The sequence below is a fragment of the Brasilonema octagenarum UFV-OR1 genome (assembly GCF_963888615.1).
Classification (GTDB): Bacteria; Cyanobacteriota; Cyanobacteriia; order Cyanobacteriales; family Nostocaceae; genus Brasilonema; species Brasilonema sennae.
Genome location: NZ_CAWPKW010000263.1, coordinates 1 through 16,236, shown reverse-complemented (window position 1 = coordinate 16,236; position 16,236 = coordinate 1). Strand labels below are relative to the sequence as shown.

At 42.4% G+C, this 16,236-nt stretch carries 11 protein-coding genes and 1 tRNA gene; 9 read left to right on the top strand and 3 right to left on the bottom strand.

Annotated elements, in window-relative coordinates:
- Positions 1–265 precede the first annotated feature (265 nt).
- Positions 266–2,884 (top strand): two-partner secretion domain-containing protein, encoded by a 2,619-nt coding sequence (locus AC5590_RS21765; RefSeq protein WP_169265508.1) that lies wholly within the window; start codon positions 266–268, stop codon positions 2,882–2,884.
- 137 nt (positions 2,885–3,021) lie between these two features.
- On the top strand, positions 3,022–4,758 hold the full coding sequence (locus tag AC5590_RS21760; protein WP_169265507.1) for an NFACT RNA binding domain-containing protein: 1,737 nt from the start codon (positions 3,022–3,024) through the stop codon (positions 4,756–4,758).
- A 327-nt stretch (positions 4,759–5,085) separates the two neighbouring features.
- Here the strand turns inward: AC5590_RS21760 and AC5590_RS21755 are convergent, their stop codons facing one another.
- Positions 5,086–6,720 (bottom strand): iron uptake porin, encoded by a 1,635-nt coding sequence (locus AC5590_RS21755; protein WP_169265506.1) that lies wholly within the window; start codon positions 6,718–6,720, stop codon positions 5,086–5,088.
- A gap of 437 nt (positions 6,721–7,157) precedes the next feature.
- On the opposite strand from AC5590_RS21755, the gene AC5590_RS21750 reads away from it, so the two are divergent.
- The 4 genes from AC5590_RS21750 to petJ all read left to right on the top strand — a co-directional run bounded on the left by AC5590_RS21750 (position 7,158) and on the right by petJ (position 10,132).
- Positions 7,158–7,385, top strand: a complete 228-nt coding sequence (locus tag AC5590_RS21750) for a hypothetical protein (protein ID WP_169265505.1) — start codon at positions 7,158–7,160, stop codon at positions 7,383–7,385.
- A 460-nt stretch (positions 7,386–7,845) separates the two neighbouring features.
- Positions 7,846–8,337, top strand: coding sequence for a photosystem II cytochrome c-550 (psbV, locus tag AC5590_RS21745; protein ID WP_169265504.1), 492 nt, complete (start codon positions 7,846–7,848; stop codon positions 8,335–8,337).
- 629 nt (positions 8,338–8,966) lie between these two features.
- Positions 8,967–9,386 carry a plastocyanin gene (gene petE, locus AC5590_RS21740; protein ID WP_169265503.1) on the top strand — a complete coding sequence of 140 codons (420 nt, stop codon included), beginning with the start codon at positions 8,967–8,969 and terminating at the stop codon, positions 9,384–9,386.
- Positions 9,387–9,748: 362 nt separating this feature from the next.
- A complete protein-coding gene (gene petJ / locus AC5590_RS21735; protein ID WP_211178472.1) occupies positions 9,749–10,132 on the top strand; it encodes a cytochrome c6 PetJ in 384 nt (127 codons plus the stop codon).
- Positions 10,133–10,225: 93 nt separating this feature from the next.
- Here the strand turns inward: petJ and AC5590_RS21730 are convergent, their stop codons facing one another.
- Positions 10,226–12,076 carry a hypothetical protein gene (locus tag AC5590_RS21730; protein ID WP_169265502.1) on the bottom strand — a complete coding sequence of 617 codons (1,851 nt, stop codon included), beginning with the start codon at positions 12,074–12,076 and terminating at the stop codon, positions 10,226–10,228.
- Between the two features lie 319 nt (positions 12,077–12,395).
- On the opposite strand from AC5590_RS21730, the gene AC5590_RS21725 reads away from it, so the two are divergent.
- The gene (locus AC5590_RS21725; RefSeq protein WP_169265501.1) at positions 12,396–13,091 is read left to right on the top strand and encodes an esterase/lipase family protein; all 696 of its coding nucleotides are present in this window, start codon (positions 12,396–12,398) and stop codon (positions 13,089–13,091) included.
- A gap of 96 nt (positions 13,092–13,187) precedes the next feature.
- Complete coding sequence (locus AC5590_RS21720; protein WP_169265500.1) at positions 13,188–13,844, top strand: cytochrome b N-terminal domain-containing protein; 657 nt, start codon at positions 13,188–13,190, stop codon at positions 13,842–13,844.
- A 6-nt stretch (positions 13,845–13,850) separates the two neighbouring features.
- Here the strand turns inward: AC5590_RS21720 and AC5590_RS21715 are convergent, their stop codons facing one another.
- Positions 13,851–15,773 (bottom strand): cation:proton antiporter, encoded by a 1,923-nt coding sequence (locus AC5590_RS21715; protein ID WP_169265499.1) that lies wholly within the window; start codon positions 15,771–15,773, stop codon positions 13,851–13,853.
- A 332-nt stretch (positions 15,774–16,105) separates the two neighbouring features.
- Between AC5590_RS21715 and AC5590_RS21710 the strand changes: the two genes are divergently transcribed.
- Positions 16,106–16,178 (top strand) — tRNA-Glu (locus AC5590_RS21710).
- Positions 16,179–16,236: the final 58 nt, after the last annotated feature.

The following is a 16,236-nucleotide window of genomic DNA, read 5'->3' as shown; positions in this document are numbered from 1 at the left end:
CGTTCTTGGCGGCTTAGGACAAGCTCCAAATCCAATCTGCTTAAGTATTCCAAGAGCTACACAATTGAATCTGTAAACATTACAACGTTTTGTCAAAAAATCTTACAAACAAGTTTTAGTATCGTACAAACCTGATATTGGTACTCAAGAGCTACAATTTGACTCCTTCGAGATTATTTTTCATTGGCATAACTGCAAACCAGATCGTAGGGCTACAGCAATGGTGTGCCCCCCAGAGCCAATCCCATCATCCAAAACTTGTAAAATGCTGACAATCAAACTGGTGCATCATACCCTCAAATTCCTCACCTTAGGCGTAGCAACCATAGCAACTCTTGCGCCTATCACCAGCGCTGTTGCGCAACAAGTGACTCCTGATGGAACTGTATCCACCACAGTTACCACTCCTGATGGCAAAAACTTTAACATCAATGATGGTACAACAAGAGGAGGAAACCTTTTTCACAGCTTCAAAGAATTTTCTGTTCCCACAGGCGGTTCGGCTAACTTTAACAATGCAGCCAATATACAAAACATTATCAACCGAGTCACGGGTGGTTCTATTTCTAATATTGATGGTTTGATAAAAGCAAATGGCGCAGCTAACGTGTTCTTACTCAATCCAGCAAGGATTATCTTTGGACCAAATGCCAGTTTGAATATTGGTGGTTCATTTTTAGGAACTACAGCGCACAGTTTCCTATTTGACAATGGATTTGAGTTTAGCGCCACCAATCCCCAAGCACCGCCACTGTTAACGATAAATGTTCCGATTGGGTTGGGATTTCGGAATAATCCTGGAAACATTCAGGTACGAGGATCAGGGCACGGAGTTAACTATGATAATCTTGCTAAGCCAGGTGAGCGTAACCAATTTGACTCGAACGTTACAGGATTGCAAGTCGAACCCGGAAAAACCTTAGCACTCGTAGGAGGGAATGTCTCTGTTGAGGGTGGTGTACTCAGGTCAAAAGGAGGACGTATTGAAATCGGCAGTTTTGATAGCAATCAAATTGTAAATCTCGTCCCAGCACAATCTGAAGGTTTTTCACTAGCTTATCAAGGCACGCCCAGTTTTCGAGACATCGAGTTTTCTGGTCAAGCGTTTGCTAATGTCACTGGAGATGGCAGTGGTTCTATTGCGATCAAAGGTAAGAATATCAATTTAAAATCTGAATCAGTTCTATTAGCTGATACACTTGGCCAGAAAAATGGAGGAGAAATTAGCATTGTTGGTGACTCTATAGGTTTCAATCGCTCCAGCGTCTACAGTAACACCTTCGGTTCCGGGAATGGCGGACAAATAAAACTGGATGCGAACAACATTAAGTTTGAGAATGGCAGTCTAAGCATTCAGACAGATAACAAGGGTAAAGCTGGAGACATCAACATTCGTGCAAATTCTTTGGGAACTGAAGGCGGATCTGGCCTTGTGAGCTTAACGACCGAAAAAAGCACTGGTAATGCTGGAGATATCAACGTTACTGTCAATGGTCCGATAGCTATCGCCTATACAGGTATACTAACCGACTCATCTGGTACGGGTAATGCTGGCAAAATCAACATTAATGCAAATTCTTTGCAGATTGAAGAGTCGTATGTCTCTAGCGAAGTTGTAAACACAGGTCTTGCCGGAGAAATCAACTTAACGAGCGCAAACTCTCTTACGAGTAACAGCACAGTTATAAGTACTAATACTTATAGCAGAGGTGACGCTGGAAAAATCAATATTACTGCAGGTTCTTTTCGGTTTGAAGATGGAATTGTTAGTAGCCAAACGGAGAAAGATAGCACAGGTAAGGCTGGAGAAATCAACATTAATGTCGCAGGTTCTTTGGAATTACCGAACAAAGCAGGTATATCTACAAGCACTTCTGGCACTGGTGACGCTGGAAAAATTAATATCAATGCAAATTCTTTTCTACTGGAACGCTCAAGAGTCGTTAGCAGTACACAGGGAAGTGGCACAGGAAAGGCTGGAGAAATCAACATTACTGTCGCAGATCTATTTAAGATTAACGCAACAGGTGTGAACACGAACACCGACAGCAGTGGTAATGCTGGAGACTTGAAAGTGCGAGCAAAAACCTTAGTTCTTGACGGAACGGCATTGGAAGTTAATAGTACTGGTAATAGTAATGCTGGTAATTTGGAGATTGTGGCTGACACCATTAAGCTTGATAACAGTCAGCTTAACGCCAACACGAGTGGGGGACGAGGCGACATTATCGTGAATTCTGGTGACTTAATCTTGCGCCACAACAGCAAGATCGCCACTAATGCTATAGGCACGGCTAATGGAGGCAACATTGAGATTAAAACTGACAACTTAGTTGCTCTGGAAAATAGCGACATCACAGCTAATGCCCAACAAGGTTATGGAGGCAAGGTAAGCATTACAACTAAAGGTAGTAGATTTCTTTCTCCAGACAGCGATATCACCGCTTTTTCTGAAGCTGGTCTACAATTCAGTGGCACAGTGCAATTCAACACACCTGATATTGAACCCACCCGTGGGTTATTTGAGTTATCAGAAACTGTGCTCGACCCTGCACAGCAGATAGCCCTAAATCCCTGTATCAAAGGTTTTGGCAGTACTTTCACCATCACAGGACGTGGCGGATTGCCATCTGACCCCAATAAAATCCTCACTAATGACAATGTGCGCGTTGATTTAGTTGAACCTGTTCCCAGTACGGTAAGTTCAACAAGTACAACACAAAAGAAACCATCTCAACAGCCAACTGTCAAAAAGATAATACCTGCTCAAGGTTGGATATATAACGAAAAAGGTCAAGTGGTGCTGGTAGCTTATGATCCTACCAAAACTGGTCCACAACGCTCCTCACCAGCACCAACTAGTAGTTGTGCTGCAACGAGATAAAACTTTAACAATTATCAGTTATCAATTGTTCACTGTTCACTGTTCACTGTTGCCTGTTAAGAAGTATCTTGTTGTTCACGAATGATTTAAGATTGCTATACTGACAATCGATACCTAAATAACAGCGACTAACCGTTGTGCAAACATTTGACTTTACAACTCTTACCGCTGTTTGTAGCGACATCCGCGCTCACTGGCTACCATCGCGCGTAGAGCAGGTTTATCAACGCAACAGCTACACAATTGCCGTAGCACTCCGCACCCTGAAGCAGCGGGGTTGGCTGGAAATTTCTTGGCATCCGCAAGCAGCACGCCTTCACATCGGTGAACCACCACCAAGAACACCAGATACTTTTACTTTTAGCCAACAACTACTGCACCAGTTGGGCGGTTTGGCGTTGGTGGGGCTTGAGGCGATCGCTCCTTGGGAACGTGTAGTTGATTTGCAATTTGCCCGTCGTCCAGGGGAAAGCGCCCTGTATCACCTGTACGTCGAAATCATGGGCAAGTACAGCAATGTTATTCTCACCGATGCCAATAACAGCATTATCACGGTTGCCCATCAAGTCAAACAACAACAATCTAGTGTCCGTCCAATTCTGACAGGACAGCCTTATGAAACACCACCCAGTCTCACCGCTGCTACACCCAGCTTAAGTGAATCTCAAGAACGTTGGCAAGAACGAGTTAGCTTAGTACCAGGAGCTATCAAGCGTCAGTTGCTCAAAACCCATCGCGGTGTTTCTCCTTCACTGATACAATCAATGCTGATGGTATCAGAAATCAACCCAGAGAGTTCGACACAGACCCTCAAACTTGATGACTGGCAACGGCTGTTTGATCATTGGCAAGAATGGCTGCAAAAGGTCGAAAGCGAGAAGTTTGAACCTGGTTGGACACAAGAAGGTTACACCGTGGTTGGTTGGGGTGTCCACAAAAGTGCCAAAGATATTCAAGAGTTACTCAACCGTTACTACACAGATCAGCTCAATCAACAAATATTTTCCCAACTGCGCCATCAATTGAGTCAAAAACTGAATAATCTTTTGGAGAAATTACGAGTGAAAGCTGCTACTTTTAAGCAACGCTTGCAGCAGTCAGAAAAAGCAGATGAATATCGACAAAATGCTGATTTGTTGATGGCGCATCTCCATGAATGGCAAGTGGGAATGACAGAAATTGTTATCCCGGATTTTGAAACTAGCGAACCAGTAAAAATCGCTTTACAGCCAGATAAAAATGCCGTCCAAAATGCCCAAAATCTCTACAAGCAGCATCAAAAACTTAAACGCGCTCGTATTGCCGTAGAACCATTATTGGCAGAAGTCAATGCTGAAATTGAGTATTTGGAGCAAGTGGAAGCAGGTATTTCGCAGATAGAAAATTACAACACAGCAGAAGATTTACAAGCTCTTGAAGAAATCCGTGAGGAACTTATTCAACAGCGGTATTTTGAAGACTCAGAATATCGCCGTCGCAGTCCAACGGAAGCTGCTAGCATTAACTTTTATCATTATCGCACTCCCAGTGGTTTTGAAGTTTTAATTGGTCGGAATAACCGCCAGAATGACCAATTAAGCTTTCGTGTGGCAAACGATTACGATTTATGGTTCCATGCTCAAGAGATTCCAGGTAGCCACGTGTTACTACGTCTGGAAGCAGGTCGTGTCCCAGAAGAAGCTGATTTGCAATATGTTGCTAACTTAACAGCATACTACAGTCGTGGTCGTCAAAGTGAACAGGTTCCAGTTGTTTACACTCAGCCAAAATATGTTTATAAACCCAAAGGAGCGAAACCGGGAATTGCTATCTACAAGCAGGAGCGTATCATTTGGGGACAACCGCAGTCGTTAGTGCTCAATCCTAAGTCGTGAGTTGCGATTATATTTGTTGTTCAAAATACAAAAAAAATTATTTAAATTTTGATTTTTAATTCAAAATTTAAACAATTTTCCCCCTACATACCATATTTAGAATTTTTATTAAAGATGGAAACTTATTTTCTTCCTAAATATCTTTTTTTGATAAATGTCATAAAAAATTTGTACTGACTGTTACAATATTGTTAAGAAAAGTATCCCGTTGCGTTTTGGGAACGCGCGACTTGGGGTTAACTGTTTTGAGAAGACAACACAAATTAAGATGTTTAAATAGACCAGCTGTGGTAGGCTGGTCTTTTTGTACTGCTTAATTTGCGCTTTTCAAAAACTGAAGGTGGTTCTAAGTGCACCAATCACAACACCATCGTTGTTACTGTTATGATCTGGCGCTGTCAGCCAAATGACTCCTGGAGTAATAGTGATATTGTCAGTCACCTTGTATTGGTAGAACGCTTCTAGGTGATATGAAGTATCTCTGTCTTTGGAAATTTCATTAATACTAGAGCCTGTGACTTTCGGCTCCATACCAAAGATGATACCTGCTAAGTTTCCTTTTTTACCAAGATCGGGAAATCCTAAAGTTACAGCCCAGTTCCAAATATCAAGCTCACCACGGTCAATTCTTCCTCCTTCGGTAGATAAGTTACGAGCGTTGGTGTATCCAACCCAACCACCCAAGACAAATTTCTCACTCAGACCAAGGGATGCTTGTATACCGTAGGAATCGCTGGAAAATGGCACATTCACTGGCTCAGGTTCTCCAGGCACATCAGGGGGAGCAGCTAACTCTGACTTAAAGAAAGATATAGGATTTGCCCGCTGGCTACCAGTGCCCAATTCCTGATTATAAGCGTTGATGTAGGTTAAGCCAATAGTAAAGCGCTCACTGGGTTTAAAAGTGAGCTGTGCAAGAGCACCATATGGACCTTTGAACAATCCATTATCAGAAGATGGATCATTGGGTGAACTTCCTAAATACCCCAAACTGAGTGATAACGCCTCACCAAACTGCTGAGTAACTCCCAGTCCCGCACCATCCATTTGGTAATAAATTGGGTTTCGTGTGCCAAAGCTCGACAAAGCACCAAATGCGCCGTCCCCATCAAAAATGTTGACTGTATTGGTGAGATCATCTGCTGCACCCGCATTGGCAATTGCAATAACCTGTGTACTTTTGGTAAGAGGGAATTTGTACCACAGTGCATCAATAAGAGCATCAGTTGTGCCGTCTTCATCGGCAAAGAACAGGCTGCCCTCTGGTGTTCCAATATTAGGGTTGAGAATATTATTAGTCTGTATCCGAGTAAAGAGTGTATCTTCGCCTGTGAAGCTGGTGACAAACTCCACACGCGCGCGCGCCCCTAAGGTTGTGTGATTGTTTTTGACATCTACATCGTTAACTCTATCGCCTCCCAAGACATCAGTGATTGCAGCAACCACTTGTCCCTGTAACTTCGTCGTAGTAGAAAATTGATTTGCCTCTAATTCAGCAGCTTTTGCTTCCAGAGTATCCACACGACCTCGCAGTGTCGCCAGTTCTGCTGCAAATTCTTCTTGTAGTCTTTGTAATGTCGCTAAATCTTGTTTATTTACCAAATCTGCTGTGGCGGTGGCTATGAGTTCGTTGACTCGGTTGAGACAAGCATTCAACCCAGCTGCGAATTCATATCGCGTCATCGCCCGATTTCCGCGATAAGTTCCATTCGGGTATCCAGCAATACAGCCATAGCGCTCCACTAAAGATTGCAGTGCTTGAAAAGCCCAATCAGTGGGTTGTACATCTGATAGCTGAGACACCGAAGTGACTTGTGCCGTTGTCTTGTTTTGGGTGGTATTCTCAGCTTGTTTGATTTCTAAATTAGCTGGTGTTTCCCCCGCAACAGCAGTGGTACTCATCGCTAACATTGCCCCCAAAACTGCTGGACCAGCCAGCAAAGATTTCCACAAGTTTGTCATTTTTTTCCTCACACCAATTCTCAATTACTAGCCACATTCTGCTTTCTTAAAATTCATTTTTTATAGAAAGTAGTTTCATTAATTTATCAGTAATCAGCAAATTGTTTAACAACAAATTTAAAAATTTATCATTAAATCTGCATATAATATATGTGAAAGTAAAACTCCTGCACAGCAAGCCATTAGAAGTCATTCGGAATCAATCTATACTTTTGTTCAGCCTAAGTACATACAGTATTACTCTTAAGAAAATTTCTTTTTAAGAAGAACATGTAATTACAAGTATACAATAATAATGATAATCGTTATTATATATTTGAGCAAACAAAACTTAAACACAGCAAAACAGACAGTTTTCAGTAAGGACAAAACAGTGATCTGGACTGACACCAGATGCAGAAGAAAATGTAAAATTTTAGTACAATAGAATACAAAAATTGACAGTGTTACAGGTTTGCCATGACATCCATATGGTGAGTCGCCATTGTGATATGCGTAGCGTCAAGCAAGCGCGCTTATCGCCCTTTGAGCGGTTCCCTTTGGGAGCATCGCTTGGGGCAATGCAAACTCTGTTTGCACTGGTGTTGCACCAAGTCGCACTTTCACCCCAAAACCTTTTAGCAATCTACAGTCCTGCCTTCGGTCACTATCAACATCATCACTAATTGACACTTTTACACCTAGGATGACATGGCAAGCTTTCTGAGTCAGCCTACCACTGATGAGTTTCCCTGTCGCCTTTTGTGATATTGGTATTACAGCAGCTCTATCTCTACCTGAAGTGTTATGGCTTTTGCGGATCTGTCAATTGCCGAGATAGCCACTGACTACAGTGTTCTTGTGGAAAAGGTGTTGTCTATGTGTGACGAACTTTTAATTGCCTACAAAAACCCTAAGACCCCTTTGGCTAGCTTAGGATGCAAAGGCAATTATTTCCCAAATTCTGTCTGAACCACACTTAGAAGGTACTAGCAACACAAGTTATGAAACCGAAGTGACTTGAGTTGCTTATAGCTCGTGCCTAATAGCGAAGAATATTAACACTCAGCAATTAGCCATGAGCACGAATGAGGTTGAGCATTGTCATTTTAGCTGTGTTGAGCATCAAAATCGTTAAGGGGAAAAATGTTTAGAAAATTGTTTGGCATTTTTGCGGCTACTATTTTGCTGACCTTTCAATTCGTTGTCGGTAGCGCCTCCGCAGTGCAACTAGATAAAACGACCCGCACCGTGACATTAAATGAGGGTGGCGAGACTACTGTCGTTAGCCTTAAACAACTCAAAGAAGGCAAACGCTTATTTAACAACACTTGCTCCCAGTGTCATCCTGGAGGTATTACCAAGACAAACCAAAACATAGGACTCGATCCTGAAACACTCGCCCTAGCTACACCAAACCGTAACAACGTTGAAGGTTTGGTGGACTACCTGAAAAATCCTACCACCTTTGACGGGGAAGAGGAAATTTCTGAATTACACCCCAGCACCAAGAGCGCAGATATTTTCACAGAAATGAGAAATCTGACCGATGATGACCTAGAGGCGATCGCTGGTTATATTCTCGTGCAACCGAAGGTTGACCCTATACGATGGGGAGGCGGTAAAATTTATTACTAAAACGACTAGCTTGATTTAGTTATTAGTGAGCCAGGGCTGTACCGAGGTTTTCCTCGTGCCGGCTCTGGCTCTGCTGTTGAATCCTTAGAAACTCTATAATTAGGGACTAATAATTAGTCACTCGTACATCTAGAAAAAAAGCACACACATTTTCATCGCTACGCGTCTACAGAATCATTGAAAAGCTTATGACCTAAGCTTTTTGGATTCAGTTGCAAGAGCGTGTCCACAGGACATATTTTGAATTCTGCGTCAGTACAAGCGTACGAATTAGGCGTTAGAGCAAGCGTGGCTCACGCCACTTGATCCACTTGGGACGACGAGCGCTGTACTACCGACTAACGACTACAAGCTATTTTTAATGAAGTTTATTAACAGTTATAACACTTAGGAAAATAGTTGGAGTCAGTGAACTGGAATTGAGGAGAAAAAGAGTTTTTGGAACTTAGTACTTAAGACTGATGAATGATATACATCTTTGTGTTTTTAGTCAAGTTGTCATTGCTGATGAGAATAGTATGATTCGCCAATATTAAAAAAAACTTTGCATCTACGACAGATTGTCATATTTAGGCTTAAATTTATCTAAAATGGATAAGGAAGATAAAACCTGCTGTTAGGAGAAAGCTATGAAAATGATCGCGTCAAGCTTACGGCGCTTTGGTCTAGCATTGTTAACAACTTTTTTCGTTGTTAGTAGCTTAGTTGTTTTTGCTCCCAGTGCTTCAGCGGAAACATATACTGTTAAACTGGGTAGTGATAAAGGAATGTTGGTATTTCAGCCAAAGCAATTGACGGTTAAACCAGGCGACACAATTGAATGGCTCAACAACAAAGTTCCTCCTCATAATGTTGTGTTTGATCCAGCCAAAAATCCTGCCAAGAGTAAGGAAGTTGCTAAAGATTTGTCTCATAAGAAGTTGCTCATGAGTCCTGGTCAAAAAACAACAACAACTATCCCAACAGACGCAGCTCCGGGTGACTACACTTTCTACTGCGAACCTCACCGTGGCGCAGGTATGGTTGGCAAAGTCACTGTCGAAGGCTAGATTTAAGCTGTTGACAGAAAAACTTCATCGTCAGCAAAAAGAGCGAATTACGCTTTTAGATCACAGACCCTAATGTTGATATGTTTACATGAAGGGTTATCAGTGGTGACAAGTTTTATCCTCGTCCAAAAGTTGATGGCAACAAAGAGAGATAAACTCGTCACCACTAATTTTGAGAAAATTTGTATCTAAAGAAACAACTTACCTCGTTAGTCACAAACAATTTACAAGATTACGGCGTAGTGGCACTTGGAAGTTAGCAACTGTATCAAAGAGTAGTTCCTTTAAGACTTCTGGCAGCCTTACAATAGTGACTGGAGACTGTTTTTGAGTCGCTGGAGGCTAGTTGCAAGGAGAATCTCTTGAGAATAGTTTTATTTATAGCTTTATTGGCGATCAGCCTTTGGGCCGCTCCCTGTTGGAGGATCGCCTTGTTCCAATTTACATTTATTGATTCAGCACTTGCAGCCGAAATAACCTACGGTGCCAAAATCTTTAAAGCTAACTGCTCTTCTTGTCATATAGGTGGTGGTAACATCCTGATTAGCGAAAAAACTTTGAAAAAGGAAGCTTTATCAAAGTACCTGGAGGATTATGATGCAGACTCAATCCAAGCGATTATCTACCAGGTGCAAAATGGCAAGAATGCTATGCCCGCATTCAAGAGTAAGTTAAGTGAACAGGACATTATAGACGTAGCTGCTTACATTGTCGAAAAAGCAGAACAAAACTGGCAAGATAGCTAAAAATACAATACAAAAAAAAACCCTCTCGAACACTAGAGGGTTTTTTATTAATAGGAAGCAAGATAAGGAACTTTAGTTGAGTGATTACTATTTTTATTTTTCCTGATTGCCGCCTTGTCTTGTATCTCTAATTTGACGCAACTGTTGTAGTAATTTTTGACTATTTTGACCAGAAGCAGAAGCTTGATTGCTAGTGACTTCTTGCTCAGAAGTTTGTTTAAGATTAGCTTGTGGTGACGACGTACTTTGTCTGATAACAACCCGTTGCTGTGATGGCTGTGATGTTTGTTGTTGTTTATCAGTTTGTAAAGAAGATGCAGACTGTCTGACAACAACCTGTTGCTGTGATGTTTGTTTTTCTTGATTAGTTTGTGGTGCAGGCGTATTCTGCATCACAACCACCCGTCGCCGTCGTGAAGTTTGTTGTTCAAGATTTGCTTGCGGTGCAGACTGAGTTTGGTTTTGGGATAGTTGTTGGTTCGTTGATGATGAACTAGAGCCCTGAGGCAGGTTAACTTTTTGCGGTTGTTTAGATGGTTGTAAATTAACCCTGTCGGGACGCAAACCCTGAGTCATCTCGATTTTTTGTGGTTCTTTGGATGGTAGTAAGGTGACTGGTACTGAGCGCAAACGTTGAATTAAGCTGCGTTGTGCTGCGCTAGTTGCTGGTTGTGTTTGATTGACTCGAGATGAGGTTGACAGTTCTGATGCAGGAATTTTAGAAATATTGCTGTTAGGTTTGAACGAAATGTTAAATGGGTAAAGCTTGGGCTTGCCATTTGCCTGTACAGGATTTTTTTGGAAATATTCTCTGAGATATTGCCTAGCAGATGTTTTCAACTCAGGTGAAACAGTATTATTTCGGAAATCTATTGACTCCACTTGACCTTCACGATTGACTACCAAATCACCTTCAACGTTGCCCTGTTGTGCTGTTTTGCCATTAACTGTTTCAGCTATGGGCTGTTTGGTTTCTAAGTTAGGATATTGCTGTTTAGCTTCTGCCAAACGTTGTGGAAAGGTTTTAGGTGTTGACGGTGTTGACAACGACCTGGCAATTGCTAGTGGGGGTAACTCAGGAGCTTGCAAATTTGAACCTTGCTGCAATTGCGGGAGGTTTTGCCCTGCTAAAGCGATGTTGTTATTTCCAACTTGTGGAGATTGTACAACAGGGGTTACCAGCGGCTGATTATTCCCACCCTGTAAAACTTCGCTCCCCGACTGAGTAGTTTGTGTAACAGTGCTTACATCACCAGAGGGAGGCATCTGGTCAGGGGAAACAGGAGCAGAGGTGTTAAGGAGTTCCTGTTCCTGAGCTATGTTAGCTGCCTGTATTGGAGGTACATTGTAAGGAGTTCTAGAAGATGCCAGTGGCTTAGCTTCTCCTAATTGTACCTTTTCTTCTGGATAACGAGGCAATGGTTTGACTTTCGCACTTAACGATGGGTCAGGTTCTACATAACGAGGCAATGGTTTGACTTTCGCACTTAACGATGGATCAGGTTGCAAATCTTTCTTGGAAAGAATTGGCAAAGACTGACTTTTCGGTAACGAAGCAATAGCTATATTATTCGTTTTGCTAGGCAGGGGGGGTAATATCAGAGGAGTAGAAGACCTTGATGGTGGTAGAGGCGGTAATGATGGGATTGATTGATTGGCAAACTTTGGCGAAGGAACTTGTGGTAGTAATGCGGGTGCTGGCGGTTGTAAAGAGAGTTGTGGTACGCCTGGTTGTGGTAGACGGTTTTTTTCGGATTGACTTAATTCAACAAGTCCAACACTGCTTTTTAATGATGGTTCTTGCTTAGGTTTAGAAGAATTCATTGGCACTATCGGCAGGAGAAAGGCGATAGCACTGTGAATGCCAAGAGATGCTAGGACTGCTATCCCAGTCGGCTGGCTTAAGAATTCGGGTATATTTTTCAGGACGGAGACGTAGGACATAGCTTTTATCGTTCACTCGACTCAGTTGCAGTTATCTAGCAATCTATTACTTTGCTATTATCGTTCACTCGACTTAGTTGCAGTTATTTAGCAGTCTTATCTTTAGAGGTAACATGTAACATATAGTATAGTAGTAGAACGGAAGCGCCCCTCTTCAAATAATAGCTTTCTATTTGAAATTGAAAACACCGAACAACACCAATTTTTTAACTTGTTATTTTTTCAAAAATGACGGATATTTTATTCAAAAGTTGCACTCGCTAACATTCTGCTTCCAAAATGATGCTTTTTCATCTCTAATCTTTATCCAATATCAAAAATGCCTTTACCGACAGTTATTTTGCCGGGATATCTAGAAAGCGGAGTCGCTTACCGCTCACTAGAACAATCTTTGCAGGAATTGGGTTTTCCTGCTGTGACTGTAGCACTGCGACGGCGTGACTGGATACCCACTCTTGGCGGAAGATCTGTGACACCTATTTTGCAGCAACTCCATGCGACGGTCAACCAGATGTTACAGCGATGCAATACCTCTCAAATTAACTTGATTGGTCACTCAGCTGGAGGTTGGCTTTCTCGGATTTACTTGGGAGAAAAACCTTACTCAGGACGTGGTGAGGTCACTTCATCTGTATGGCAAGCTCACCCTCTAGTTGCAACTCTGATTACATTGGGTACACCTCATATCAGCCAAGAACGCTGGACACGCTGGAATTTGGATTTTGTTAATCAAAACTATCCTGGAGCATTTTACAAAAATATTCGCTACGTTTGTGTAGCTGGAAAAACTATCTTTGGGCAAAGGCGTAGGGGTAGTTGGTTAGCTTACAGTAGCTATCAGTTAACTTGCGGCAAAGGTAACACGTGGGGTGACGGAATTATACCCATTGAAGCGGCTCATCTTCAAGGTGCCCAAAACATTGTTATAGAAGGAGTCAGGCATTCTCCTAAAAGCTCTGGATTGTGGTACGGTTCACCAGAACCATTGAAAAATTGGGTTCAATACTTAGTATAAAATATTAATAATAATTCTTTTCAAAAACTAACTATTCTTAATAATTCTTAGTTACACTCGTAATATAAGTAAAGATAATTAAGGAAGTGCTTAGCCATGCACAACACACAGTCAGATGTGGTTCTGCGGCGAATCACAACAATATTATCGGTAGTCATCATCACTTTAACCCTGGTTGGTGCTACCACCGGAATTTTGTTGTCCTTTTACTATGAACCAGCAGCAGGTCGAGCTTACCAGTCATTGAAAATTATTGACACAGAAGTTCCATACGGGTGGTTGTTCCACAAAGCGCACCAGATAACTGGTAACGCGGTTGTTGTTATTGCTCTGATCCAAGTTGTGATCATGTTTGTCAGCAGACAATTTCGCAAGAGTTGGCTGACTGCTTGGATCAGTGGAATTTTCTTTACCCTAAGTGCGATTGGATTGGGTTGGACAGCGATGATCCTCTCTTGGGACCAAGAAGGATTTTGGCGTTTTAACATCGAACTGGGAACCATAGAAGCTATTCCTTTGGTTGGTTCAATACTGCGAGATATTTTGACTGGTGGTGGAGCAATTAGTACCGTCACTGTCCAGCACCTTTACACAATACATAGTTATCTGATCTCGGTTACTGCCATAGTTCTATCTGTTGTGCATTTATTGAGTGTGCTGTGGCTAGAATTGCAATTGAAAAAAATGTATTCAGAAGGAACGCTCCCACAGACAGATAAAGTACAGCAGCAACCAGCCAATGCTCAGGGATAATAAATTTTAAGGTGTGCGAGCATCGCTACGAGAAAGTTGAGAGAGTTTTGCCAACGGTATTTCTTCAACCTTCGGTAATTTTTCAAGGGCGAGGCGAGTAGATTGGCTAGCACCCGACAAGCGTTTTAATAATTGTGGTCTGGGATCGTGTAAGAGGTAGATAATGCGATCGCCAACTTCCCACTCTTGCGCTGCAGGCATAACTTGAAGATGTTCTTCTCGTTCTACCAATAGCGGTATCAACTCGCCAGCTCTAATTAATGCCATCAAATGCTCTTGTTGAAAGTCAAAACTAGATTCATTAAGCGTCGTTGTCCCCAACTTCACCTGTCCGTCATTCACATAATCATTCCAGGTTTTAATTGGTAAATCTGGGATCAAAGCCTGACTAACCGTATTCTCATTCGTAGAGATTGTTGCTTGTGGATCGCGAGGGAAAACAGCCAAGACACGTGGCGGATTAAACTCTTCTGCAGCACGTTGTGCTAAGACAAAATTAACCTCACCATTACTAGTCATTGCTAAGAAAGTTCCCATTGAGCCAAGTCCTGCTTCTTCCAATACACCAGTATCCAAGGCACTGCTGGAGATAACTCTTAGATTTTGTGCTTGGGCTTGTTCACTGCGTTGTGCGTCAGTGTCAATCATCACCACTGGTTCTCCCCATTCTTGGAACAACCGAGCAATTAATAAACTCAAGGGGTTACAACCGACAATCACCGCCCCTATCGCGTCTTTTGAGGTGATTTCCAGACATTTGGCAAACCAAGCAGCCGTTAACCCTTGACAGAACACAGTCATGATAATTGTGAGAAACACCAAAGCTTTGATAGCTTCACCACCGTTAATTCCGCGCTCCGTCAGTAAAATTGCAAACAAAGAAGCAACGGAGGCAGAAACTATTCCGCGTGGGGCAACCCAACTTAAAAACAATTTCTGTCGCCAGTTAAATTCACTGTTCCAAGTACAAAAGAGGATATTTATCGGGCGAACGATAAACATCAAAACTAGCACCGTGAACACACCACCCCAACCCAAAGCAAAGACACTCGCAATTGATAAGTCAGCAGCAAGCAAAATGAACAACACCGAAACGCTGAGAATAGTCAGCTGACCTTTGAAACGCCGCAACAATCGTTCTTCTGGCACTGAAGAAGCTCCAAAAACAACTCCTGCAACGACAACTGTCATTAATCCCGACTCGCTGCGAATCATTTGCGATAAAGCAAATAAGCCCCATAATCCCGCCAGAACAACCAGGTTTTTGAGTTCAAACGACAGAAAATTGGCACGTTTGGAAATTAAGGACATTAGCCAGCCACCGGCTGCACCAATCACGCCACCAACACCTAAGCGCAGCGTGAGACTGCTCATTGCCGTCATAAAGTCGGTATGGTCGTTTAATATGGTGTTGAGCACCACAACGGCGAGGATAGCTCCTACTGGGTCAATAAGAACGCCTTCCCCTTCCAAAAGCGTTGCAACCTGCCGATCCACATTAATTTGTTTGAGCAAAGGACTAACAACAGTTGGTCCTGTAACCACAACTAAGGAAGCGTAGAGAAAAGCAATTGGCCAAGGGAATTCACCCAGCCAGTGCACTGCCATACTACCCCCAAGCAGCGTGATCATCGTTCCCAAGGTGACAAGCAGTTGCAGGCTAGTGGAAACTTTGCTTAACTCTTCGAGATCAAGGCTTAGTCCGCCTTCAAACAGAATAATTGCTGTTGCCAAAGCGACGATAACTTCTAGCCCAGTGCCTAGCATATGAGGATCTAACAGCCCAAAGCCATCAGAGCCAAGCAGGATGCCAAACATCAGCAAAAAGACGATACTGGGTACCCGAAGGGATGCAGCCAGTACTTGAGCGCTAATACCTGCAAACACGGCAATCACGATTTGCAGGGTGATTTCAAAAGATGCTTCCATGCTGTAGATTTTGACCGAGATATTTCAAAATCTTTTGTAAAGAATAGTAAATCTTAATTCTACTGCGTGCAACATCACACCGAGAGTTTCTCACCAAATCGATTTATCGTTTGATGTTTAGTTACTAAGTATACATTTTTTATGTTGTTGTGAACCAGGAGTGATGATTGCCTGTGACTATACTCTGAGTTATCCATTCTTCTTCTTCTTAAGTATTTTTGCTGAAAAACAGTTAGAGTGTCCCTATTTCTCATTTTCCTAGAAAGTTTTTTTCAAAAAGCTGTTGACATCAGTAAAAAAAATAGTTATAGTATTGAAAGTGTTGAACTAGCGCCCCCATCGTCTAGAGGCCTAGGACACCTCCCTTTCACGGAGGCGACGGGGATTCGAATTCCCCTGGGGGTATTGTAAATAAAGAGAGAGGTAGAAAATACTCGAGTATTTTCTACCTCTCTCTTTATTT